General features: G+C 69.1%; 25 protein-coding genes and 1 tRNA gene. 12 read left to right on the plus strand and 14 right to left on the minus strand.

Going from position 1 to position 22903, the window contains the following annotated elements:
• Nucleotide 1: 1 nt before the first annotated feature.
• From G020_RS0100790 to G020_RS0100800, 3 genes are read right to left on the minus strand one after another with little or no spacing between them, the layout of a single operon-like run.
• Complete coding sequence (locus G020_RS0100790) at nucleotides 2–601, minus strand: histidine phosphatase family protein (protein ID WP_024328280.1); 600 nt, start codon at nucleotides 599–601, stop codon at nucleotides 2–4.
• On the minus strand, nucleotides 598–1164 hold the full coding sequence (ampD, locus tag G020_RS0100795; RefSeq protein ID WP_024328281.1) for a 1,6-anhydro-N-acetylmuramyl-L-alanine amidase AmpD: 567 nt from the start codon (nucleotides 1162–1164) through the stop codon (nucleotides 598–600). Before ampD ends, G020_RS0100790 begins: the two co-directional genes overlap by 4 nt.
• Complete coding sequence (locus G020_RS0100800) at nucleotides 1161–1541, minus strand: thioredoxin family protein (protein ID WP_024328282.1); 381 nt, start codon at nucleotides 1539–1541, stop codon at nucleotides 1161–1163. Before G020_RS0100800 ends, ampD begins: the two co-directional genes overlap by 4 nt.
• 55 nt (nucleotides 1542–1596) lie before the next feature.
• Between G020_RS0100800 and G020_RS0100805 the strand changes: the two genes are divergently transcribed.
• Nucleotides 1597–3705 (plus strand): UvrD-helicase domain-containing protein, encoded by a 2109-nt coding sequence (locus G020_RS0100805; RefSeq protein ID WP_051130306.1) that lies wholly within the window; start codon nucleotides 1597–1599, stop codon nucleotides 3703–3705.
• Here G020_RS0100805 and G020_RS0100810 read toward each other — a convergent pair whose 3' ends face one another.
• Nucleotides 3706–5433, minus strand: coding sequence for a potassium/proton antiporter (locus G020_RS0100810; RefSeq protein ID WP_019590980.1), 1728 nt, complete (start codon nucleotides 5431–5433; stop codon nucleotides 3706–3708).
• Between G020_RS0100810 and G020_RS0100815 the strand changes: the two genes are divergently transcribed.
• Entirely contained in the window at nucleotides 5432–6469 is a 1038-nt protein-coding gene (locus G020_RS0100815) for a lipid A deacylase LpxR family protein (RefSeq protein ID WP_024328284.1), read from the plus strand. The genes G020_RS0100810 and G020_RS0100815 overlap by 2 nt on opposite strands.
• Before the next feature lie 56 nt (nucleotides 6470–6525).
• Nucleotides 6526–7128: a DUF502 domain-containing protein gene (locus G020_RS0100820; RefSeq protein WP_019590978.1), complete on the plus strand. Its 603-nt coding sequence runs from the start codon at nucleotides 6526–6528 to the stop codon at nucleotides 7126–7128.
• 28 nt (nucleotides 7129–7156) lie between these two features.
• Here the strand turns inward: G020_RS0100820 and ilvD are convergent, their stop codons facing one another.
• Nucleotides 7157–9013 (minus strand): dihydroxy-acid dehydratase, encoded by a 1857-nt coding sequence (ilvD, locus tag G020_RS0100825; protein WP_019590977.1) that lies wholly within the window; start codon nucleotides 9011–9013, stop codon nucleotides 7157–7159.
• An 84-nt stretch (nucleotides 9014–9097) separates the two neighbouring features.
• Between ilvD and G020_RS0100830 the strand changes: the two genes are divergently transcribed.
• The 3 genes from G020_RS0100830 to argA all read left to right on the plus strand — a co-directional run bounded on the left by G020_RS0100830 (nucleotide 9098) and on the right by argA (nucleotide 11410).
• A complete protein-coding gene (locus G020_RS0100830; protein WP_019590976.1) occupies nucleotides 9098–9373 on the plus strand; it encodes a heavy-metal-associated domain-containing protein in 276 nt (91 codons plus the stop codon).
• A 15-nt stretch (nucleotides 9374–9388) separates the two neighbouring features.
• Nucleotides 9389–9922 carry a DUF192 domain-containing protein gene (locus G020_RS0100835; protein ID WP_019590975.1) on the plus strand — a complete coding sequence of 178 codons (534 nt, stop codon included), beginning with the start codon at nucleotides 9389–9391 and terminating at the stop codon, nucleotides 9920–9922.
• Between the two features lie 129 nt (nucleotides 9923–10051).
• Nucleotides 10052–11410: an amino-acid N-acetyltransferase gene (argA, locus tag G020_RS0100840; RefSeq protein ID WP_081647367.1), complete on the plus strand. Its 1359-nt coding sequence runs from the start codon at nucleotides 10052–10054 to the stop codon at nucleotides 11408–11410.
• Nucleotides 11411–11428: 18 nt separating this feature from the next.
• Here the strand turns inward: argA and dksA are convergent, their stop codons facing one another.
• Nucleotides 11429–11830, minus strand: coding sequence for an RNA polymerase-binding protein DksA (dksA, locus tag G020_RS0100845; protein ID WP_018869735.1), 402 nt, complete (start codon nucleotides 11828–11830; stop codon nucleotides 11429–11431).
• Nucleotides 11831–11940: 110 nt separating this feature from the next.
• On the opposite strand from dksA, the gene G020_RS0100850 reads away from it, so the two are divergent.
• The 3 genes from G020_RS0100850 to murU are packed head-to-tail and all read left to right on the plus strand — an operon-like array spanning nucleotide 11941 to nucleotide 14472.
• Nucleotides 11941–12726 (plus strand): metallophosphoesterase, encoded by a 786-nt coding sequence (locus tag G020_RS0100850; RefSeq protein ID WP_019589058.1) that lies wholly within the window; start codon nucleotides 11941–11943, stop codon nucleotides 12724–12726.
• A gap of 7 nt (nucleotides 12727–12733) precedes the next feature.
• On the plus strand, nucleotides 12734–13765 hold the full coding sequence (locus G020_RS0100855) for an aminoglycoside phosphotransferase family protein (RefSeq protein WP_019590973.1): 1032 nt from the start codon (nucleotides 12734–12736) through the stop codon (nucleotides 13763–13765).
• An 8-nt stretch (nucleotides 13766–13773) separates the two neighbouring features.
• Complete coding sequence (gene murU / locus G020_RS0100860) at nucleotides 13774–14472, plus strand: N-acetylmuramate alpha-1-phosphate uridylyltransferase MurU (RefSeq protein ID WP_029681160.1); 699 nt, start codon at nucleotides 13774–13776, stop codon at nucleotides 14470–14472.
• Here the strand turns inward: murU and G020_RS0100865 are convergent.
• Genes G020_RS0100865 through G020_RS0100875 form a run of 3 tightly spaced genes read right to left on the minus strand, consistent with a single transcriptional unit; the run spans nucleotide 14457 to nucleotide 16459 of the window.
• The gene (locus tag G020_RS0100865) at nucleotides 14457–14933 is read right to left on the minus strand and encodes a DsrE family protein (protein ID WP_019022714.1); all 477 of its coding nucleotides are present in this window, start codon (nucleotides 14931–14933) and stop codon (nucleotides 14457–14459) included. The genes murU and G020_RS0100865 overlap by 16 nt on opposite strands.
• Before the next feature lie 19 nt (nucleotides 14934–14952).
• Entirely contained in the window at nucleotides 14953–15876 is a 924-nt protein-coding gene (locus G020_RS0100870) for a hypothetical protein (RefSeq protein WP_019590971.1), read from the minus strand.
• Complete coding sequence (locus tag G020_RS0100875) at nucleotides 15869–16459, minus strand: RNA polymerase sigma factor (RefSeq protein WP_019590970.1); 591 nt, start codon at nucleotides 16457–16459, stop codon at nucleotides 15869–15871. The genes G020_RS0100870 and G020_RS0100875 overlap by 8 nt, the downstream gene beginning before the upstream one ends.
• Nucleotides 16460–16606: 147 nt before the next feature.
• Between G020_RS0100875 and G020_RS0100880 the strand changes: the two genes are divergently transcribed.
• Genes G020_RS0100880 through G020_RS0100890 form a run of 3 tightly spaced genes read left to right on the plus strand, consistent with a single transcriptional unit; the run spans nucleotide 16607 to nucleotide 19565 of the window.
• A complete protein-coding gene (locus tag G020_RS0100880; protein WP_018869728.1) occupies nucleotides 16607–17065 on the plus strand; it encodes a hypothetical protein in 459 nt (152 codons plus the stop codon).
• 3 nt (nucleotides 17066–17068) lie between these two features.
• Entirely contained in the window at nucleotides 17069–18505 is a 1437-nt protein-coding gene (locus G020_RS0100885; protein ID WP_019590969.1) for a hypothetical protein, read from the plus strand.
• A gap of 16 nt (nucleotides 18506–18521) precedes the next feature.
• Entirely contained in the window at nucleotides 18522–19565 is a 1044-nt protein-coding gene (locus tag G020_RS0100890) for a M14 family metallopeptidase (RefSeq protein WP_019022711.1), read from the plus strand.
• 15 nt (nucleotides 19566–19580) lie between these two features.
• Here the strand turns inward: G020_RS0100890 and G020_RS0100895 are convergent, their stop codons facing one another.
• The 5 genes from G020_RS0100895 to G020_RS0100915 form a co-directional block, all read right to left on the minus strand.
• On the minus strand, nucleotides 19581–19790 hold the full coding sequence (locus tag G020_RS0100895) for a hypothetical protein (RefSeq protein WP_024328285.1): 210 nt from the start codon (nucleotides 19788–19790) through the stop codon (nucleotides 19581–19583).
• A 163-nt stretch (nucleotides 19791–19953) separates the two neighbouring features.
• On the minus strand, nucleotides 19954–21348 hold the full coding sequence (yjjJ, locus tag G020_RS14585; RefSeq protein WP_019590968.1) for a type II toxin-antitoxin system HipA family toxin YjjJ: 1395 nt from the start codon (nucleotides 21346–21348) through the stop codon (nucleotides 19954–19956).
• Between the two features lie 315 nt (nucleotides 21349–21663).
• Nucleotides 21664–21740 (minus strand) — tRNA-Met (locus G020_RS0100905).
• 65 nt (nucleotides 21741–21805) lie between these two features.
• Nucleotides 21806–22111 carry a ferredoxin gene (locus G020_RS0100910; RefSeq protein WP_019589052.1) on the minus strand — a complete coding sequence of 102 codons (306 nt, stop codon included), beginning with the start codon at nucleotides 22109–22111 and terminating at the stop codon, nucleotides 21806–21808.
• A gap of 48 nt (nucleotides 22112–22159) precedes the next feature.
• Complete coding sequence (locus tag G020_RS0100915; protein WP_019590967.1) at nucleotides 22160–22897, minus strand: YdiY family protein; 738 nt, start codon at nucleotides 22895–22897, stop codon at nucleotides 22160–22162.
• Nucleotides 22898–22903: the final 6 nt, after the last annotated feature.

Genomic DNA, 22903 nt, shown 5'->3' on the forward strand with positions numbered 1-22903 from the left:
CTCAGCCCGCCACGACCCGGTTGGTGAACGCCAGCCGCCAGCCCCGCCCCGGCTGACGGTGGATACGCGTGAGGCTGGCGTAGTCGCAGTCGAGCTGGAACAGGTGGCCGTCCGGCACGGCCATCACGCCGCCGACCAGCGCGCGGATCACGCCGGCGTGGACCACCAGCAGCACGTGTTCGTCGGACCGGCCGGGCCCTTCCACGCTCTCGGCAAAGGCCGCCGCCACCCGCTGACGAAACGCATCCAGCATCTCCGCCCCCTCCGGCCGGTTGTGCTCCGGGTCGGCGTAGAACGCACGATATTCCTCCGGGCGATCGGTCTGTAGCTGCGCACGGGTGCGGCCCTCCCAGGCGCCGAAGCCGATCTCGCGCAGATCATGCGCCGCGGCCAACGGCAGATCGCGTTCGTGCGCCAGATGCTCGGCGAAGGCCCGGCAGCGGACCAGCGGCGAGGTCAAAATCCGCTGCCACCCGGTCTCGGTGGCCGCGGCGCGCTGCATCTGCCGCCAGCCGGTCTCGCTCAGGGGATCATCGCAGCCGTGGCCGCGAAACCGCTGGCCGCCGGCCGGCTCTCCGTGTCGCATCAGGTCCACGATCATGTTGCTTGCTCCAGCAGGGCGTACAGGTGCGTCCAGTCGAAATACGGACCCGGATCCGTCTTGCGTTCCGGGGCGATGTCGCAGTGCCCGGCCAGGGCATCCGGGGCGATCGCCGGATAGCGGCCGCGCAGCCAGCGGACCAGGGTCGCCAGCTCACGGTACTGCACCGCGGTGAACGGGGTATCGTCATCGCCTTCCAGCTCGATCCCGATCGAAAAGTCGTTGCAGCGCTCGCGCCCGCGCCACGCGGAGACCCCGGCGTGCCAGGCGCGCCGGGCAAACGGGACAAACTGGACGGCACGACCCTCGCGGTCGATAAATACATGCGCCGACACGCGCAGGCCATGGATTTCGGCGAAATACGGATGCGCCGCCGGGTCGAGGCGGTTATGGAACAGTGCCTCCACGTGCGGGCCGCCGAATTCCCCCGGCGGCAGACTGATCGCGTGCACCACGATCAGCTCAGGCTGCACCCCGGCCGGGCGCGCATCCTGATTCGAACTTTCGCTGGGCCGCGCCAGCGGCCACCAGTCCTTCGCCACGGGCACGTCCGCCGCGCTCATGGCGCCTCCTCCGGCGGCTGGCGCAGGCGCGCCTGCAGGGCCTCGCGCAGCAGCGGCACGCGCGGCGGGGTCTGCAGCGGCCCGTGGTATTCCCCGTCCACGAACACGAACAGCGCCGGCAGGTGGAAAACCTCGAATTCGCGCACCAGTGCGGTGTCGACCTCCGCGTCCACGCAGAACAGCGCCGGAGCATCACCCTCCACCTGCCAGCGCCGCAGGGCGTCGCCCATCGCGTGACAGGCGCTGCATCCTCGCCGGGTGAAGAGGACAACGGCAGCACCCGGCACCTCCTGCAGACAGTGATGGAAACCGCCTGCATCCAGGGCCGGCAGGTCCCCGGAAGCACCCGGCTTGTCGGCACTGGACGATTGCGACACGCTGCCTCCACGACGTCCCCGCGGGGAAACTCGCCGCGGGGCTTTATGATCAATGATGTGTGGGGTAGTTTACGCGCCCGCGTCACGAGGAAGCGACCCGCCGGTGTCCGAACAGCTCAATCCCCAGCAACACGCCGCCGTCACCACCACCGACCGCCCCCTGCTGGTCCTTGCCGGCGCGGGTTCGGGCAAGACCCGCGTGATCACCGAGAAGGTCGCGCACCTGGTGGAGAAACGCGGCCTGGCCGCGCGCCAGATTGTCGCGATCACCTTCACCAACAAGGCCGCGCGCGAGATGCGCGAGCGGGTGCAGGGGCGACTGTCGAAGGAACAGAGCCGCGGGCTGGGCGTGTCCACCTTCCACACCTTCGGCCTGCAGTTCCTGCGCCGCGAACTGGCGGCCACCGGCCTGCGCCCGGGCTTCTCCATCCTCGACCCCGGCGACTGCCGCCAGCTGCTGCGCGAGATCACCCACCGCGACGACACCGCAGCCGAGGTGGATGACCTGATCGGCCACATCAGCCGCTGGAAGAACGACCTGCTGACCCCCGACGAGGCGCTGGCCGAGGCCAGCCAGGCGGGCGACGAAGCCCCCGGGGCCCTGCTCGCGGCCAATCTCTACCCGCGCTACGAACAGGCCCTGCGCGCCTACAACGCGGTGGATTTCGACGACCTGATCAAGCGCCCGGTGGACTGCCTGCGCGCGGACGCCGACCTGCGCAACCGCTGGCAGGACCGCATCCGCCATCTGCTGGTGGACGAATACCAGGACACCAACTCCGCCCAGTACCAGCTGGTGCGCCTGCTGGTCGGGGTCAGCGACGGCCTGACCGTAGTCGGCGACGACGACCAGTCGATCTACGCCTGGCGCGGCGCGCGCCCGGAGAACCTCGCACGCCTGCAGCAGGACTTTCCGCGCCTGGAAGTGGTCAAGCTGGAGCAGAACTACCGCTCCACCAACCGCATCCTGGCCACCGCCAACGCGCTGATCGCCAACAACCCGCACGTGTTCGAAAAGCGCCTGTGGAGCGCCCTCGGCGAAGGCGAGAAGGTCGAGGTGATCGACTGCGCGGACTCCGATGCCGAGGCCGCGCGGGTGGTCTCCGAGCTGATGCGGCGGCGCTTCCGCCTGAACGCCGGCTGGGGCGATTTCGCGATCCTCTACCGCAGCAACCACCAATCCAGGCTGTTCGAGAAGCTGCTGCGCGAACAGGGCATCCCGTACCGCCTGAGCGGCGGTCAGTCGTTCTTCGAGAAGGCCGAGATCAAGGATCTGGTGGCCTACCTGCGCCTGCTCGCGAACCCGGACGACAACACCGCCTTTCTGCGCGTGGTCAACGTACCGCGCCGCGAGATCGGACCGGCCACCCTGGAAAAGCTCGGCCAGTACGCCAACCAGCGCGGGGTCTCGCTGCTGCAGGCCGCGCGCGGGGCGGGCCTGGCCGAATACATGGACGAGCGTGCCCGGGCGCGTCTGGAACGCTTCGTCGACTGGGTCGACGGCTTCCGCGCACGTGCGGCCGAGGAGGCCCCGGATGCCCTGCTGCGCGCGCTGGTCGAGGACATCGACTACGAATCCTGGCTGCTGGACAACAGCGCCAACCCGCGCGCCGCCACCCGGCGCATGGAACAGGTGCGCGAATTCATCGACTGGGTCGCGCGCCTGGCCGGCTCGCGCGCGCCGGAGGCCGAGTACGGCGACGAAACCGCCGACGACGAGAGCGGCATGGAGCTGGCCGACATCGTGAACCGCATCAGCCTGATGGACATCCTCGACCGCAACCGCGATGCCCAGGACGACACCGAGGCGGTGCAGCTGCTGACCCTGCACACCGCCAAGGGCCTGGAGTTCCCGCACGTGTGCCTGGTCGGCTTCGAGGAGGAGCTGCTGCCGCACCGCGTGAGCCTGGAGGATGACGCCATCGAAGAGGAGCGCCGCCTGGCCTACGTCGGGCTGACCCGCGCGCAGCAGACCCTGCTGATCACCTACGCGCGCAGCCGCAAGCGCTACGGCGAGACCCTCGACTGCGAACCGTCGCGCTTTCTCGACGAGCTGCCCGAGGAACACCTCGACTGGCCCGACGCAAAGCCGCCGGACCCGGAGACCCAGCAGCTCACGGCGCGCGCCCATCTCGCCGGGCTCAAGGCCATGCTGGAGAAATAATCACTCCTTCTTCAGCAGCTTGAGGCCGACCCGGGTGATGCGCGCGCCCTCCATCTCGCGCACCACCAGGCGCGTGGGCCCGAGATCCACAAAGTCCCCCACCACCGGCTCGGTCTGCAGTTCGGCGCGCAGGAAGGCCTCCAGAGTCTCGCCCTGACGTTCCGGCGGCACCGGCGCGCCGTAGGTCATGCCCACCGCCCCCAGCAGGGCATCGCCGTTGAGGGCAAACTCCCCGAACACGCTGCGCTCGGTCAGGCGTTCCGGCACCTCTTCCTGCGGCACGAACAGACGGTCCAGGTCCGGCAGATCGGCCGGCGCGACCATGATGTAGAGATGGTCGCCGGCCTGCAGGTCCAGCAGTTCCAGGGTCTCCAGCAGCTGGCCTTCCCGCAGATGCGCGACCACCCGCGCCGACCCGGGCAGACGGAAACCGGACCAGGCCTCGCGCACCACCGGCGTGGTCTCCGCCAGCCGGTAGCCCACCAGCTCCATCTCCTGCTGCCCGGGGATGTCCAGCTCGGTGCGCTGGACCCGGGTAGTGGTCGGCGGCAGTTCCAGACCCAGCCAGCGCGCCGAGGAGGCCACGGTCCAGCCCTGCACCATCAGCGAGATCAGCACCACGAAGAACACCACGTGGAAGAAGTATTCCGCCAGCTCCAGCCCCGCCAGCAACGGGAACAGCGCGAGGATGATGGGCACCGCCCCGCGCAGCCCGACCCAGGCGATGAACAGCTGCTCGCGCCACGGGAAGCGGAACGGGTACAGGCACAGCGCCACCGCCAGCGGCCGTGCCAGCAGGATCAGCACCAGCGCCACCAGGCCCGCGTCCAGCGCCACCGGCGGCAGCTCCGAGGGCGTGACGATCATCCCCAGCATCAGGAACATGCCGATCTGCGCCAGCGCCGCGATGCCATCGTGGAAACGCTTGATGTTCTGTGAGGCCTCCAGCGGCCGATTGCCCAGCAGCAGCCCGGCGAGATACACCGCGAGGAAGCCCGAACCGCCCACCATGCCGGTCAGGCCGAAGATCGCCAGCGCCCCGGCCAGCGCGAACAGCGGGTAGAACCCGGCCGACATCGGCACACGGTTGATCAGCGCCAGCAGCGCGAGCCCGCCCCCGACCCCCAGCAGGGCCCCCAGCCCCATCTGCTGCACGAACTCGACCAGCACCACCACGCCGAAGTCCGGCTGGTCCATCAGGATCAGCTCGATCAGCACGATGGTCAGGAAGATCGCCATCGGGTCGTTGGATCCCGACTCGATCTCCAGGGTCGCCCCCACGCGGCTCTTCAACTCCAGCCCGCGCGAGCGCAGCAGGGAAAACACCGCGGCCGCGTCGGTGGAGCCGACGATCGCCCCCAGCAGCAGTCCCTCCAGCCACGACAGCCCCAGCCACCACACCGCGAACAGCCCGGTCAGGCCGGAGGTGATCAGCACGCCCACGGTGGCCAGGCCCACCGCCGGCTTGAGTCCGATGCGGAAATTGCGCGCCGGCGTGCGCATTCCGCCGTCGAACAGGATGATGGCCAGGGCCGCGGAACCGATCAGATGGGCCAGGGTGATATTCTCGAAACCCACGCCGCCGGGGCCCTCCGGACCCAGCAGCATGCCGATGCCGAGGAACACCAGCAGCAGTGGTACGCCCAGCCGCGAGGTGACCACGCTGGACAGGATGCTGCCGAGCAGGACCACGGCGACGAGAAAGATGATCTGACTGGAGAAATCCATGGCGCCATCATACCAGAGCGTTCCCCGCATCCGGCCCGCGGTCTCCGTAATCGCCGTCACCGCCCTTCTGGCGGGGTCGCTGGCCGGCTCGCCCGCGGCGGCCGAACGCGGCGGCGTGGATGCCCTGCATTTCGAGTTCGAGAACGACCTGTTCGCCGGCGAGGACCGTTACTACACCAACGGCGTGCGTGCCGGCTGGACCCGGCGCGGCGAACGGATCCCGCCCTGGCTCCAGGACGTGGCGGACTTCTTCCCGCTGTTCGTCGATCGCGAGGAACGCGGCCGCCTGAAGACCTCGGTGCACCTGGCGCAGAACATGTACACCCCGGAGGACATCGAACGCGAGCAGCCGGACCCGGACGACCGCCCCTACGCCGGCTGGCTGTACCTGAACTTCAGCCTGGCCGAGGACCACGGCGACCGGCTCGACCGGCTGCAGGTCACGCTCGGGACAGTGGGCCCGGCGTCCCTGGCCGACCGCACCCAGGAGACGGTCCATGACCTGACGGGCGCCCCCGATCCGCGCGGATGGGACGCGCAGATCGGCAACGAGCCCACGCTGATGCTGGGCTACGAACGCCAGCTGCGCGGCCGATCCGGCCATCTGGGGAGCGGCTGGGACTGGGATCTGACCCCGCACTGGGGCGCCTCCATCGGCAGCCCCTTCACCTTCGCCAATGCCGGCGCGATCCTGCGCACGGGCCGCAACCTGCCCCGCGATTTCGGCCCACCGCGGATCAACCCGGCACTGTCCGGGTCGCACACCTTCGAGGCGGTCGACACCGCCGGCGGCTACCTGTTCGCCGGGGTGGACACCCGCCTGATGGCTTTTGATCTGTTCCTCGACGGGCCGCTGTTCCGCGACGGGCCCTCGGTGGACAAGCACCCGGTGGTGGGCGAATTCACCGCGGGCGTGGTGTTCCACTGGCACGGGGTGCGTCTGGGCTATACCCATGTCTGGCGCTCGCGCGAATTCAGCGGCCAGGCTACCGGCGCCGCGGAGTTCGGCTCGCTGCACGCCACCTGGCAGTTCTGAACCGACCCGCCCCGGCGTTGTTACGATCGAGGCGTCGCCCCTTCCGGAGAACCTGCGTGCGCAAGATTTCCCGAACCTTCCTCACCGGCCTGGCCGCGATCCTGCCGGCGATGGTCACGCTGGCCCTGCTGTGGTGGCTGGGCAGCACCGCGGAACAGGTGCTGGGCGGCCTGCTGCAGGCCATCCTGCCGGAGCTGCTGTACGTGCCGGGCATGGGGATCGCGGCCGGCGTCGGCCTGGTATTCGCGGTGGGGGTACTGCTGCAGGCCTACGTGGTGCGCTGGCTGTTCAACTGGCTGGAAGGCCTGATGCAGCGCATCCCGGTGGTCAAGACCATCCACGGCACGGTGCGCGATGTTACCAACCTGGTCTCCGGCGACATCCACCAGCAGTTCGGCCAGGCAGTGCTGGTCACGCTGCCGGGGCTGGAAGCGCGCGTCATCGGCTTCGTCACGCGCGAGGACTTCGAAGGCCTGCCGGACGCACTGGGCGGGGCGGAGACCCTCGCGGTCTACATGCCGATGAGCTACCAGATCGGCGGCTACACCCTGATGCTGCCGCGCGACCGGGTGGAACCGCTGGAGCTGTCGCTGGAGGACGCGATGCGCTACGCCCTGACCGCCGGGGTCTCCGCGCGCAGGGAGGATCCCGGGGCGTGAATCGGGTGGTGCAGCGCGGCGGCCGGCGTCAGCCGTCCTCCAGCGGGGAGATGTCGCGCACCGCGCCGAACGCGGCCGAAGTGGTCATCAGGGCATAGGCGCGCAGGGCCTGGGTCACCGGCCGATTGCGCGACTCGGGCTTCCAGGCCTTCGCCCCGCGGGCCTCCATCGCCTCGCGCCGCGCCGCCAGCGTGGCGTCGTCGACGTCGATGCGGATCTCGCGCGCGGGGATGTCGATCACGATGGTGTCACCCTCTTCAATCAGGCCGATCGCCCCGCCCTGCGCGGCCTCCGGCGAGACGTGGCCGATGGACAGGCCGGAGGTGCCGCCGGAGAAACGCCCGTCGGTGATCAGCGCGCAGTCCTTGCCCAGCCCCTTCGACTTCAGATACGAGGTGGGATAGAGCATCTCCTGCATGCCGGGACCGCCCTTCGGACCCTCGTAGCGGATGATCACCACGTCGCCCGCCCGGATGCGGTCAGCGAGGATGGCCTCCACCGCGGCGTCCTGGCTCTCGAACACCCGCGCCGGGCCGGAGAAGGTCAGGATGCTCTCGTCGACGCCGGCGGTCTTCACGATGCAGCCATCCGGGGCCATGTTGCCGTAGAGCACGGCCAGGCCCCCGTCCTGCGAGTAGGCGTGCTCGATGTCGCGGATGCAACCGTTGGCGCGGTCGAGGTCGAGGCTGTCCCAGGCACGGTCCTGGCTGAACGCGGTCTGGGTGGGCACCCCGCCCGGCGCGGCACTGTACAGACGCTCGGATTCGGCCGCATGCCGCATCACGTCCCACTGTTCCAGGGCGGCGCCCAGGGTCGGGGCATGCACGGTCGGGATGTCGCGATGGATCAGCCCGCCACGGTCCAGTTCGGCGAGGATGCCGACCACGCCACCGGCGCGGTGTACGTCCTCCATGTGGTACTGCTGCGTCGCCGGGGCCACCTTGCACAGGTTGGGCACGTGGCGCGACAGGCGGTCGATGTCGGCCATGGTGAAGTTGACCTCGCCCTCGCGCGCGGCCGCCAGCAGGTGCAGCACGGTGTTGGTGGAACCGCCCATCGCGATGTCCAGGCTCATCGCGTTCTCGAACGCCTCGAAGGTGGCGATGGAACGCGGCAGGGCCGAGGCGTCGTCCTGCTCGTAGTAGCGCTTCGCCAGCTCGACCACGCGCCGCCCGGCCTCCTCGAACAGCGCCTGGCGCGCGGCATGCGTGGCCAGCAGCGAGCCGTTGCCCGGCAGCGACAGCCCCAGGGCCTCGGTCAGGCAGTTCATCGAGTTGGCGGTGAACATGCCGGAGCAGGAGCCACAGGTCGGGCAGGCGGAACGCTCGACGGCCTCCACCTCCTCGTCGCTGGCGCTGGAATCGGCCGCCTTGACCATCGCATCCACCAGGTCGAGGTGGATCACGTTGTCCTGCCCCGGCGCCTGCACCTTGCCGGCCTCCATCGGCCCGCCGGAGACGAACACCACCGGGATGTTCAGGCGCATCGCGGCCAGCAGCATCCCCGGGGTGATCTTGTCGCAGTTGGAGATGCACACCAGCGCATCGGCGCAGTGGGCGTTGACCATGTACTCCACCGAGTCGGCGATGATCTCGCGCGAGGGCAGCGAATAGAGCATCCCGCCGTGACCCATCGCGATGCCGTCGTCCACCGCGATGGTATTGAATTCCCTGGCCACGCCACCGGCCTGTTCGATCTCGCGCGCGACCAGCTGGCCCATGTCCTTCAGATGCACGTGTCCCGGCACGAACTGGGTGAAGGAGTTGGCGACGGCGACAATCGGCTTGTCGAAGTCGCCATCCTTCATGCCGGTGGCGCGCCACAGGGCGCGGGCCCCGGCCATGTTGCGGCCGTGGGTGGTTGTGCGGGAACGATAGGCAGGCATGATGGGCAGGTCTCGCGAACGTTCGTGGAAATGCGAAATCGTACATAATGCGAGCATCAATACCCAGTAGGGGAGGAAGCGTTCATGAAATTCGAGGTCGAGAACATCAAGTGCGGCGGCTGCGCCAGCTCCATCCGCAAGGGCCTGATGCAGGTCGAGGGCGTGGAATCCGCCGAGGTGGACGTCGAGAACGGGGCCGTGGAGGTCACCGCGCCCGAGTCCGCCGCCGACGCGATCCGCGAGAAACTGGCCCACATGGGCTATCCGGAGGCCGGCTCGGTCTCCGGACTGCGCTCCGCCGGGGCCCGGGCGAAGTCGTTCGCCAGCTGCGCGGTCGGACGCATGAGCGGTGACAACTGACCGCAGGCATCCGGCATGAACCATGGCACAGGGCATGCCCGGGGCCGGCCGGCCCCGGCCGTGCGTCGCCGACACCCGGCACGGTGGCGGGCCGGCCTGGTCGTTCTGGTGGCTGCGGTGGCGCTGGCCGCGCCTGCCACGGCCAGCCCGCCCGAACAGGGCGGCCTGCCGGAGACCACCCTGGAGGTCGGCGACCGGGAACTGACGGTGGAACTGGCCGCGGATGACGCCAGCCGCAGTCAGGGCCTGATGTTCCGCGAGGCGCTCGCGGACGACCGCGGCATGCTGTTCATCTGGGATACACCGGATCGCCGGGCGATGTGGATGCGCAATACGCTCATCCCGCTGGACGTCGCGTTTATCGACGGCGACGGCGAGATCACCAACATCGAGACCATGGCGCCCGAGACCACCCGCCTGCACTGGTCGGCGGCGCCGATCGAGTACGCACTGGAGGTCAACGCGCAATGGTTCGCGCAGCACGGGATCGAGGCGGGGGAGCGCATCCCCGGCCTGGATGCCGCGCGCGAGGCCGCCCGGGACCACTGACAGCCTGACCGGGCGCCTGCTGACCATGCGCGCGCCGCCTCCGGAATCAATGCCGGCACCGGGACCGAACCCGTGCCCGTCCGCCGCATCACCCAACTGTATTGGCCAACTGGATTGCGAGGGAGCCGCGTGAACCCGCCAGACCACCCAACCCGCCCGCATCCCGCACGTCGTGCCCCGGCTCCGGGGGAACTCGCGTGGTTCCGCGACGCCGTGCCATACATCGCCGCGCACCGGGGCCGCACCATGGTCATCGCGCTGGCCGGCGAGGCCGCGCAGGCGGCGGAGTTCCCGGCCCTGATGCGGGACATCGCCAAGCTGCATGCACTGGGTGTGCGCGTGGTGCTGGTGTACGGGGCTCGCCCGCAGATCGAGGCGCGCCTGGCCGAACGTGGTTTGCAGCCCCAGTACGCCGAGGGTCTGCGGATCACCGATGCCCCGGCGCTGGATGCCGTGCTGGACGCGGTCGGCCGCCTGCGGCTGCAGATCGAGGGCCTTCTGTCCCGCAGCCTGGGCCAGCCGGGCACCGGCAACGCACGCCTGCGGGTGGCCGGCGGCAACTTCGTCACCGCCCGCCCGCTGGGAGTGCGCGACGGGGTCGATTTCCATTACACCGGCGAGGTGCGCGGGGTAGACACCGCCGCGCTCACCGCGCTGCTGGATCAGGAGCAGGTCGCGCTGGTCTCGCCGCTGGGGTATTCACCCACCGGCGAGGTCTTCAACCTGTCCGGCGAGGAGGTCGCGACCCGCGTAGCGATCGCCCTGGACGCGGACAAACTGATCTTCCTGACCGAGGCCGGCGTGCTGCGCGGGCCGCAGGACGACGTGCTGGATCAGCTGACCGTGCCCGCCGCGGAGCGCATCCTCGCCGAGCGCGACGACCTGCCGCAGGAGCTCGCCAGCCACCTGCGCAGCGCGGTGGATGCCTGCCATGCACGCGACCTGCGCGTGCACCTGGTCGACCGCCGCGATGACGGCGGGCTGCTGACGGAACTGTTCACCCGCCAGGGCATCGGCACCCTGGTCTCGCGCGAGCCGCTGGAGCGCCTGCGCCCCGCGACCCTGGACGATGTCGGCGGCATCCATGCGCTGCTGGAGCCACTGGAGGCCGAGGGTGTGCTGGTGCACCGCGCCCGCGAACACCTGGAGCTGGAGATCGAGCGCTTCCGGGTACTGGAGGTCGACGGGCTGATCATCGGCACCGCGGCGCTGTACCCGTTCGGCGACCACGCCGCGGAGATCGCCTGCCTGGCGCTGCACGCCGAATACCGCGGCCACGGCCGGGGCGACCGGCTGCTGACCGCGCTGGAGGCGCTGGCGCGCGAGCAGGGGGTCCGCCGGGTGTTCGTCCTCACCACCCGCACCGCGCAATGGTTCCAGGAACGCGGCTACACCCCCGGCAGCGTCGACGACCTCCCGCCGGAGCGCCGCCAGCGCTACAATCAGGCGCGCAACTCGCGGGTCTTCACGCGCGAGCTGGAGGGCTGACCCGGGGCAGCGCCGGGCTCAGCGGCCGCGGGCCTCGTCGCGTTCGTGGGCCTCCTGCGCGGCCACGCTGAGGGTGGCGATGGGACGGATCTCGAGGCGCTCGAGCCCGATCGGCTCACCGGTCTCCTCGCAGTAGCCGTATTCGCCGCGCTCGATGCGCGCCAGCGCCTCGTCGATCTTGGTCAGCAGCTTGCGCTCGCGGTCGCGGGTGCGCAGCTCCACACCGGCGTCGGCCTCGTGGGTGGCGCGATCGGAGGGATCCGGCTCCTGCCAGTTCTCGGTGCGCAGATGTTCCAGGGTCTCTTCCGACTCGGCGATCAGCTCGGCCCGCCACGCCTCGAGTTTGCGCCGGAAATAGTCCAGCTGGCGCGGATTCATGTAGGGTTCGTCCTCGGAGGGACGATAGTCGGGATCCACCATGTTGCACCTCCGGATCGTGGCCCGAGCCACGGGCCCGCCACAACGGGTAAACCTGCACTAGAACACATGTGCCGGACTCAGTACAGACCGCCAGACCACGGGGATCGAACATGCACGAACCGCTGCGCCTGATCCAGGTAACCGACAGTCACCTGGGGACCGAACCGGGCCCGGTGCGCGCGGGCTACCCGGACAGCGACCTCGCATTGCGCCACGTCCTGGAAACCGCGCGAGCGCGGGAAGGCCTGCCCGACCGCCTGCTGCTGACCGGCGACCTCGCCGAGAACCCGTCGCCGGAGACCTATGGGCGCCTGAAGGCACTGCTGGACGAAACGGGACCCTGGCCCACCAGCGCGCTGGCCGGCAATCACGACGACGCACGCGAACTGGCGGTGACCCTGGAGTCGGCCGGCCATGCGGTCCATCGCAGCGAACGCCTGGGCAGCTGGCAGCTGATCGCCCTGGACTCCTCGCAGCCCGGAGGGCCGGCCGGCCATCTGTCCGACGCCGAACTGCAACGCCTCGAGGGGGCCCTCACCGCGCACCCGGAACGCCCGGCCCTGATCGCCGTACATCATCCGGTGGTACCGGTGGGCAGCCCGTGGATGGACGGCATGGGCCTGACCAATGCCGACGCGCTGTTCGCCGTGCTCGACCACCATCCGCAGGTGCGGGCCTGCGTGTTCGGCCACGCGCACCAGGTGGTCGACACCTTTCATGGCGACGTACGCCTGCTCGGCTGCCCCGCCACCTGCGTGCAGTTCCGCCCCGGGGCCACGGAATATCAGCTCGACGATGACCCGGACACCGGGCGCCCGGGTTACCGCGTGCTCGAACTCTATCCCGACGGCCGCCTGGACACGCGGGTCGAGCGGCTGCCTGCGCCGCCCGCGTGAGGGCCGCATGAGCGCATCGTCGGTGCCGGAGGATACCCGCGCCGCCGCCCTGCAGGCCTGGCTGGCGCAGCGACCCGGGTACTTCGAGGGGCTGCAACTGCTGCGCGCGGATGCCAGCTTCCGCCGCTATTTCCGCGCGCGACGCGACGGTGAGCCGGTGGTCATCATGGATGCCCCGCCGGAACGCGAACCGGTGGCCCCGTTCCTGCGCATCGCCCGTCTGCTGGAGGCCCTCGGCCAGCGTCCGCCACGCATCCATGACGAGGACCCGGACGCGGGTTTCCTGGTGCTGGAGGACCTCGGCGACCGCACGTTCACCCGGGCACTGGCCGAGGGCGAGGACGAGAAGGCCCTGTATCAGCGGGCCATCGACCGGCTGGCCGACCTGCACCGGGCCTGGCCACAGCGGCCTGCGGAGGCCACACCCGCGCTGCCCGCCTACGACACCCCGCGCCTGCTGGACGAGGCGCGCCTGTTCATCGACTGGTATGTCCCGGAACAACAGGGCCATCCACCGGCGGAGGCCGCCCGCGGCGCCTGGGAAACGGCCTGGACGCAGACCCTGGACGCCCTGCCGTACCTGGAGCCCACGCTGGTGCTGCGCGACTTTCACGTGGACAACCTGATGATCCCGCCGGAAGGTACGGGCTGCGCGCTGCTGGACTTCCAGGACGCGGTGCTCGGGAGCCCGGCCTACGACGTGGTATCGCTGCTGGAGGATGCGCGACGCGACGTTTCACCCGCAGTCGCGCGGGAGGCCCTCGCGCGCTACCTGCAGGCCACCGGGTGGCCCGATGAGGCCTTTCGCGTGCATTACCGGGTGCTCGGGGTCCAGCGCGCGATCAAGATCCTCGGCATCTTCACCCGGCTGCACCGGCGTGACGGCAAGCCCGACTACCGCCGCCACGAACCGCGCCTGCAGACGCTGGTGCGGCGCGGACTGGCGCACCCGGACCTGCAGCCCGTGGCGCAGTGGTTTCGGCGGCATCTCCCCGGCGATCCCGCGACTCCCGGACCCGCGCCGGAGGCACGCGCGTGAAACGGGCCATGATCCTCGCCGCCGGGCGCGGCGAACGCATGCGCCCGCTGACCGACGAACGCCCCAAGCCCCTGCTGGAGGCCGGCGGCAAACCCCTGATCGTCTGGACCCTGGAACGCCTGGCCCGCGCGGGGTTTGGCGAGGTCATCATCAACACCGCCCACCTGGGTGAGCAGATCCCCCGGCGGCTGGGCGACGGCTCGGCCTTCGGGCTGAAGATCCGCTATTCGCCGGAACCCGCCGGCGCCCTGGAAACCGCCGGCGGCATCCGCCAGGCCCTGCCCCTGCTGGGCCCCGAAGCCTTCCTGGTGATCAACGGCGACATCTGGTGCGACCACCCGCTCGTACCCCCCTCGCGGCTGCCGGGGGCCATCGAAGAACACGATGCCCCACTGGCCCATCTGGTGCTGGTGGACAACCCGCCGCAGCATCCGGACGGGGACTTCGCCCTGGGCGCCGACGGCCGCGTCACCACCGACACCGGCCCGGAACGCCTGACCTTCAGTGGCATCGGCTGGTATCACCCGGCCCTGTTCGCGTCGCTGGAGCCGGGCCGCCGCCCGCTGGGGCCGGTGCTACGCGAGGCGATCGCGCAGGGCCGGGTGAGCGGCGAACACTACCTCGGCCACTGGCGGGACATCGGCACGCCGCAGCGGCTGGCGGCGCTGGATCGCGATCTCGCGACCACGGATCAGGGCTTGATGTAGGTAAACCCCTTGCGCTGCAGGCGATACAGCTCGGTGATCCCGCTGGTCACCATCTCGTCGCGGATCACGTCGTGGAGATCGGCGCGCTCCAGGCCACGGGCCTCCATGGATCGCCGGCTGACCAGAAACTCGAAGCCCTGCAGCCGCAGGGTGTCGATGCGAATGGCGGTGGCGGTGTCCATGGAGGCCGATTCCAACAGGCGCACCCCCTCGCCATGCAGCACGATGCGGACGTCGGCCGGCCCGTGGCCCGGGTCGCCCAGGTGCTCCTTGAGATAGCGCAGGACGTTGGAGAAATGCTCGCGGTCGCCGGAATCCAGGTGGTAGACGATCCGGGTGACGGAGGGGCCGGCGTCGGGTGCCGCGCCACCCTCCCCCGCGACCGCGACCGGCTGCAGGGCCGCCAGCAGCAGGCACAGGCCGGCCCAGCGGAGCAGCGGAAGCGTCCGAGAGGAGGGCACTCGACGCTCCCGCCCCGGATCAGACCTTGATGTAGATCCAGCCTTCCGCCTGACGACGGGCAGCTTCGGCCACACCCGAATCAATGCGCTCGGCCTGTGGCAGGATATCGATATCCTGCAGCCCCTCTTCCCGCGCCAGGCGGCCGAGGGTCTCGTTGCAGGCCGTAAACCGCAGTCCGGGGTGTTCCCGGCTCAGACTGTCGACCCGCTCCGGGAACGGGGCCCGGTCCGCGCGCAGCATGTTGATGGCCTTGTTGTGCACCACGACCTGGACGTTCAGCTGCCGGCCATCGCGCGCGGCCTCATTGAACATCGCCTCGATGTCGTCCAGCAGCTCCTCCATCGCGACCCGGTCGGCGTCATTGACATGCAGAAGGATCTGATCGGTCTCGCTGGCTGCATGGACCGGCTGCGGTGCGGCGGCTCCGCCCGCGGATTCGGCTTCCGCCATCTCCGTGAACAGGGCACTGACGGTGTCGTCGAGCTCGGGCACCCCCTGGCCTTCGGACGCCGTCGCATGGGCTGCGGAGCCGGTCCCGGCCCCGTCCACGAACCAGCCGGCGTCCCGGGTCACCTCGTAACCGGCCACCGAGCCCAGCACCAGGGCCACGACACCGGCGGCCACCGATGAGAACCAGCCAGTACGCCGGGGACCACCCATCGGCGAGCGGAGCAATCCCGCACCACCGGAGCGGCCGCCGGCACCGCCGTGGTCATCCGCCCCGCCACGGTGATCCCGGGCCGGCGGTTCCACGTCCTCGTACGCCATCGCCACCAGCTCCTTGAGCTGGTGCATGTCACAGACCTCACGGCTCAGGTGCTCGCTGGAGGCGATCGCCTGCAGGGTCTGCAGCCGGTCCTCCGGAGAGAATTCGCCATCGACGAAGGCGTTGAGAATCTCTTCGCTCGGACGGTCCTGCGCCTTGAGTCGGTCTTCAGCCATTCTGGCTCCTTACTACCCTGAGTTGCGGCCCCTCTTCAGCGGATTCCGCGGCAGATTCCGTCGCCGCAGCGTCCTGCGGGGCCTGCTGCTGTTCCAGCAGCTGCTTTTTCAGTTGTGCCCGGGCGCGGCTGAGGCGGCTCATCACGGTGCCGATCGGGACGTCCAGCACTTCGGAGACCTCGGCATAGGCAAAGCCCTCCAGGTCGACCAGCGACACCACCTGCCGGTGATCGCTGCTGAGCCGGGCCATCGCCTGGTGCACGTCCGCCACCCGGCGGTTGCGCTCGGTCTGCTGCTCCGGGCAGTCCTCGCAGGCCAGCTCCATGTTGTCGACATCCACCGTGTCTTTCTGCCGCCGCCCCCAGTCGCGGTAGCAGTTGGTCATGATGCGGAACACCCAGGACTTCAGGGCATTCTCGTCCTGCAACGACTTCAGCCGGGTGAGGGCCTTCATCATGGCCTCCTGCACCAGATCGTCGGCCAGCGCGGCGTCGTGACACCAGGCATAGGCCATGCGGTACATCTGCGGCCGCAGGTCGCAAACCTGCTGGCGCAGCCGCCTTTGCGCGAACCAGGTCGCCATTGTTCTGTCTCCTCACATCCTGCAGGCCGTCTGTGCGGCCCTGCTTGTTCTTGTACCCTGTAGGACGCGGTCCCCGGGGACGCTATTCCCGGTTCCGGACCGGGTTGCCGCGCGCACGCGACACACTTCTCTGGCCAAGGATACGCAATGCCCTTCGATCCGCAACAGCTCGAGGCCTCGTTCGCCTTTGACCCGGACACCACAACGGACCTGCGCGAGCGCTGGGCGCAACTGATGACCGACGCGGTGTGGGCCGACCTCAAGACCGGCACCATCGGCGCGGTGCCACGCCTGCGCAAGCGCCTGCTGGAGCTGGGCGAAAACCTGCGCTCCCTGCTGTCCGATCGCGCCTGGATCCCGCACGAACGCGAACGGGTAAAAGGGGCGATGGCCGCCAGCCTCAACCTGCGCGACAGCCTCAACCAGACCGACCGCGCCGCCAAACTGCTCAATGGCGGCGAGGACTTCGAGCGCTTCGAGGCCGACTACCTGGCTTTCCGCAAGGCGCTGCTGGCGTTCATCGAACACCACGAGCAGCTCTGGGGGGACCTCCTCGAGTCGCTTTACGAAGACGCCCCGGACGACGCGGACACGGACGAGGACTGATCCATGGGCGAGGAGATCGGCTCGGAGTACTTCACCCCGGAGGACCGTGAACGGTTCCGCCGGGCCCTGGCCCACGAGACCGATCTGCTGCTGACCTGGCTGGACAGCCACCGGGATACTCCGCGGGGTCCGACCACCCTGGGCTTCGAAATCGAGGCCTGGCTGTGCGACGCCGAGGGCCGGACGCTGGCGGAGAACGATGCCTTCCTGGAGGCGATGGACAGCCCGCTGGTGTCGCGCGAGCTGGCCCGCTTCAACGTGGAACTGAACACCAGCGTGTTCACCGCGGGCCCGGGCTGCTTCACCGCGATCCTGCAGGAGCTGCGGGACACCGTGAAACGGGCGGATCGCGCGGCCGCGCGCTTCAATGGCGGGATCCTGATGGCCGGCAGCCTCGCCACCCTGCCCCCGGAGGAGCTGGGCCAGCACCGCATGTCACCCCAGGCGCGCTTTCGCGCGCTGAACGAGGCGGTACTGGAGAACCGGGCGCGGCGGCCGCTGCACGTCGACATCCGCGGCCGCGAACACCTGCTGCACGACCACGACGACGTGATGCTGGAGGCCCTCGCCACGTCGTTCCAGGTGCATATCGGCTGCGCACCGGGTGAGGCGCATCGCAGCCTGAACGCGGCCATGGTCGCCAGCGCCCCGGTACTCGCGGCGGCCGGCAACTCGCCCTATCTGTTCGGGCACGAGCTGTGGGAAGAGAGCCGCATCCCGCTGTTCGAGCAGGCGGTGGAAAGCGGCGGCTTCGCCGACTCGGCCCGGGGGCCGATCCGCCGGGTCACCTTCGGCAGCGGTTATCTGCACCAGTCGGTGGGTGAGCTCTTCCGCGAGAACCGGGACCATTTCCCGGTGATGTTGCCGGTCGACCTGCAGCATCCGCCGGAGGATCTGGCCCATCTCGCGCTGCACAACGGCACCATCTGGCGCTGGAACCGGCCGATCGTCGGCACCGACGCCGGGGGCCGGCATCACCTGCGCGTGGAGTTTCGCTGCCTGCCCGCCGGCCCGTCGCTGATCGACATGCTGGCCAACGCCGCCTTCGCGCTGGGGTTGATCGAATGGCTGCGCGATGCCCCCGGGGACGGCACCGCCCACACCCCGTTCGCCGAAGCCCGCGACAACTTCTATCATGCCGCCCGCGAAGGCCTGCACGCGCGACTGCGCTGGGGCCACGCGGACCCGCTCCCGGCCCCGCGCCTGATCCGGCACCAGCTGCTGCCGCGGGCCGCCGAGGGCCTGGAGAACCTGGAGATCGACCCCGGCGAGCGCGACGCGCTGCTGGGCATCATCGCCGCGCGCGTGGACAGCGGCCAGACCGGAAGCGTCTGGCAGCGCCGCTGGGTCGCGCGACACGGACGCGACTGGGCGGGACTCGTGCGCGCCTATCGCGGCTGGCAGAACACCGGCGCCCCGGTACATACCTGGGGCCTGTAACCCGAGATACCGAATCATGCCGCAAGACCGACCCGCGATCCGCGAATATTTCGAGCTGCCCGACGGCTTTCTCGACGCCACGCCACGCACCCTGAGCGAGGTCGTGCCGGAACCGGCCCTGATCCACCTCGGCGGGCGCCGCGAGCCCGCGGTGGCCGTGGTGCTCCTGCTGCACGGCAACGAACCGGTCGGCCTGCATGCCATCCAGCAGCTGCTGCGCCACTACACCCATCGCGAGCTGCCGCGCGCGCTGACCCTGGTGATCGGCAACCCGCAGGCCGCCGCGCTGAACCAGCGCCACCTCGACCAGCAGCCCGACTTCAACCGGATCTGGCCGGGCACCGAACAGCCGGGATCGCCCGAGGCGGAGAGCTTCGCCGCACTGGTGGCCCGGCTGCGCGAGCGCGGGCTGTTCGCGGCCATCGACCTGCACAACAACACCGGACGCAACCCGCATTACGCCTGCATCAACCGCCTCGACCCGGCGTTCATGCAGCTGGCCGCCCTGTTCGGACGTACGGTGGTCTATTTCACCCGCCCGCGTGGCGTCGCCTCCATGGCCCTGGCCGAACTGGCGCCCTCGGTCACCCTGGAATGCGGGCACCCGGACGATGCCGCCGGGGTACAGCACGCCTTCGAGATGGTGGATGCGGTGCTGCACCTCAGCGCCTTCCCCGACCACCCGCCGGAGCGCGACGCGATCGACATCTACCACACCGTGGCGCGGGTGCGGCTGCGTCCGGGGATGCGGGCGAGCACCGGAACGGATGCGGACGTCCGCCTGGAACCCGACCTGGACCGGCTCAACTTCCAGATGCTGCCGGCCGGTTCCTGCCTGGTTCGGCGACAGCCGGAGGTGGACGACCCGCTGGTGGTCACCGCGGAGGACGGAGCGGAGGTCACCGGAACCTATCTGGAGACCCGCGGGGAGGAGATCCGCCTGCGGCGCGACGCGATGCCGTCGATGCTGACCCTCGACAGCCGGGTCATCACCCAGGACTGCCTTTGCTACCTGATGGAACCCATGGACATGGGGACACTCACCGGAAACGTCGGCTGAGGCGGGAGACGGGAATCAGGCGTCGCGCTCGATGCGCTCGACGATCTGAGCGGGGCGGTCACCCTTGCGGTAGTTCGACAGATCGGCGGTGGTCTCGGCAAAGGCCTTTTCGCGGGCCTCTTCGGTCTCGTACCAGCGACAGGCCTCCCAGTCGGGACCCAGCAGATGCGGCATGCGGAAGGTCGCGTCCTCGGGCATGCGAATGCGAATACCGTAACGTTTCATGGTTCGGGCCTGCGCGGGTAGTGGAAACAGCGCGCCAAGTGTAGCCATCCCCCGGAATCGCGGCAATACACGCCACCGGAGACCGAAGGTACGACCCGGCCAGAGCGTGAATACTTGTCCCGGCATCCACTCCGTACAGCCCGACGGGCAACCGGACGGACAATCAGGGCGCGACGAGGGCCAGGCGTCTTTGAATCTCAGTGGCGTTTTCGGACGCGATCCTGCGAAACGTGGAGCTGATGCGGGTATCCTCCGCCACGGTTTGCCAGTACCCGATAGCAGCGCGACAGGCGGCCCCCCAGACGCCATGTTCGCGGGGCAATGGCATGGCGGGATCAAACGTCATTCGGGGAAGCTCGCCACCCGGGAGCGGCGCGTACGCCATCGGCAGCATGTCGTACACCGGGCACAGGACGAGGCGTCCCTGAGCCGGGCGAAAGGCGAGGTTGCCCGGATGCATGTCGCTATTGGCGATCAGTCGACCGAACCAGGTGATGTGACGGATGGCTGCAACCGCCTCCGGCGTCAGCAGACGCTTGTCGGCGAGCCCCGGGGCAAGGGTGTCCCATGCCGATGGCGCATGGCCGAGCAAGGCCGCGTTCACGGTCTCCAGCGTCACCACCGGGCTGCGGCCGAACAGGCCATGGCGATCGAAGCGTTCGACTTCCAGGAACGTGCGGCCCTGATGCTGGAGGATTCGGCTGGGCGGGCCCTGCACGCCGGGGAGTGCCGCGATCGCCTCCAGCGCCAGATGTTCCGCCACCAACAGATCCGACCAGCGCTGCACGGTCACGGAATCATCCGCACCGGAGAATTTCACGATGACATGCGGGCTACAGCTGTCCTGCAATTCCCGGAGAGCGGTGAATTTCGGGAACTCACCCGCGGCGCTGGAGCCCGCGAGGCCCAGCGAGATGGCCTCCTCCGCCGCCTTCACATACATCCGTTCGATATCGTCCGCCCCGAGGACTGCGGGCGGATCCAGGCGAGCCTTTTGCCACTCATGGAACGCGGCGTCCCCGACGATCAGATTACCCGGGAGGTCCGACCCCACACGACTCAGAACCCACAGGATATCGTCGTCACTCCAGGTATCCGGGCTGGACGAGACCCCCAGGGCATCCTGGAAGCGATGCGCCAGCTGGCGCCCGAGATAGCCCTGAGGGCGCATGTCATACAAAGGGTATGGCAACCCGTCCCACCAACCATCGCGGGTATGGTCGCTCTCCTCCAGAGGCCAGTCCGAGCCACCGAAATCGGCATGGCAGCCCTGCGGCTGAACGGGCGAGAGTTCCGTGAGTTCGTGCGGCCGGCCGGATTCATCAATCGTACGGATGGGGAGGGGCGCGAGGTCACCTCGCAGCGCTCGGCGCAGGGCGTAGCGAGTGCGCCGGGCCCGCCCGGCCGCAAGCACGGGCTCGGCCGTCTCCTGCAGCAGGCGGTGCAGGGTGGGGACCGACAACCCCAGTTCGCGGGCAAGATCGCCCGCACGCGCCGGCGCGAACCTGGCAAGCACCGGGCCGAGCCGCTGGTGCGCTGCTTCCCGCTTGCTCCTCATCGGAATCCACCCAAATGAAAGGATTATTGAGAAGATCTTAACCGATTAAGGTTCTGATTAATATGGCTGCAAAAGCCCACCCGGACATGGACTGAAACAATCACGGCGCCAGGGCGCGGAGCCGCTCCTGGCGAGAGAGGGAGTTCGAAGGAGTTGCCCCGGAGCGACCGCGCGCAATGGCCTGGCAGCAGTTCGGAGCTACAGGAAATGCCAGGCAAACATGCCCGGGCACCAGATGAGTACGGCGTGGGCACAACTGGGCACGGTGGGAGCCCAAACGAAAAAGGGCTGCCGAAGCAGCCCCTTGAATCTGGTTGGTGGCTACGCCCTGATTCGAACAGGGGACCCCATCATTATGAGTGATGTGCTCTAACCAGCTGAGCTACGTAGCCACGCGGGTTGCGAATTCTCCCGGGCCGGGATGGTGAAGTCAAGGCCCCGCCGGGTATCCGCCGTGTCAGATCTGCAGGCGTTCGACGATCCGTCCGTTCGCCAGGTGTTCGTCCAGGATCTCGTCGATGTCGCGCTCGTCCTGGTAGGTGTACCAGACGCCTTCGGGATACACCACCGCCACCGGGCCTTCGTTGCAGCGGTCCAGGCAGCCGGCGGTGTTCACCCGTACCTGCCCTTTGCCGTGGATGCCCATCTCCTTGGCCCGGTTCTTGGCATACGAGCGCATCTCGGTCGCCCCGTGATCCTCGCAGCAGTTGCCGTCTTCCCGGCAATTGGTACAGAAGAAGATATGCCGCTGGTAATAGCCCATGCGATGCTCCCGGATCAAATCCGCTTCATCATACTGTGTCCGGCCGGTTCAGCGAAAACGCCAGACCAGGCTGACCTCACTGATGGTATCGGTGTTTTTCTTGCCGGGCTCGACATCGGTGTTGTGCTTGACGGTGAAGCTGGTCCGCAAAGCCATGCGGTCGGTCATGTCGGCGGTCAGGGCGAGGATGTTCTCGACCTCGGTGTTGTCCCGACCGCTGATGATCAGCAGCTCGTCGGTCAGACGTGCGCTCTCGCTGATGTCCCAGCGCAGGTTGCCCCCGAGCCGGCCGACCGCGTCGGTGTCGGACTCGCCGGATTCGGCCAGGCGTGCCTGACGGGCGCCGGCGCCGATCTCGCCATCCAGTCGCAGGCGCTCGCGATCCACCAGACGCCGGCCGTAACCCACGGTCTGCGAGGCCTGATAGTCGTAGCTGCTGAAACGGTCGCGTTCGTAACGCAGCGCGCCGAACACGTAATCGTGTTCCGCCAGACGCCGGTCAAGCTGGTACCCCGCGATATAACGCTGCCCCGTGGTCTCGCGGTCTTCCTCGGTGAACAGCGCGTCGCCACGCAGCCGGTTGCGCCACAACTCGGCGGTATGCTCGGCGCGGATCCGACCGCTGGCGGTGGCCGACTCGGTATTCCCGGTCGTCAGCGAGGCTCCGGCCTCCAGAGTGGTTTCCCATCCCTCCGCATCCCAGGCCTGAGCCTGCGAGACTGGTATGCTGACAAGCATGACGGAAGACAACAGTACGGCGGCAGAACGCGGTACACGCGACAACATGGGACC

Source organism: Thioalkalivibrio sp. ALR17-21, from assembly GCF_000420185.1.
In the GTDB taxonomy this organism is placed as follows: Bacteria; Pseudomonadota; Gammaproteobacteria; order Ectothiorhodospirales; family Ectothiorhodospiraceae; genus Thioalkalivibrio; species Thioalkalivibrio halophilus.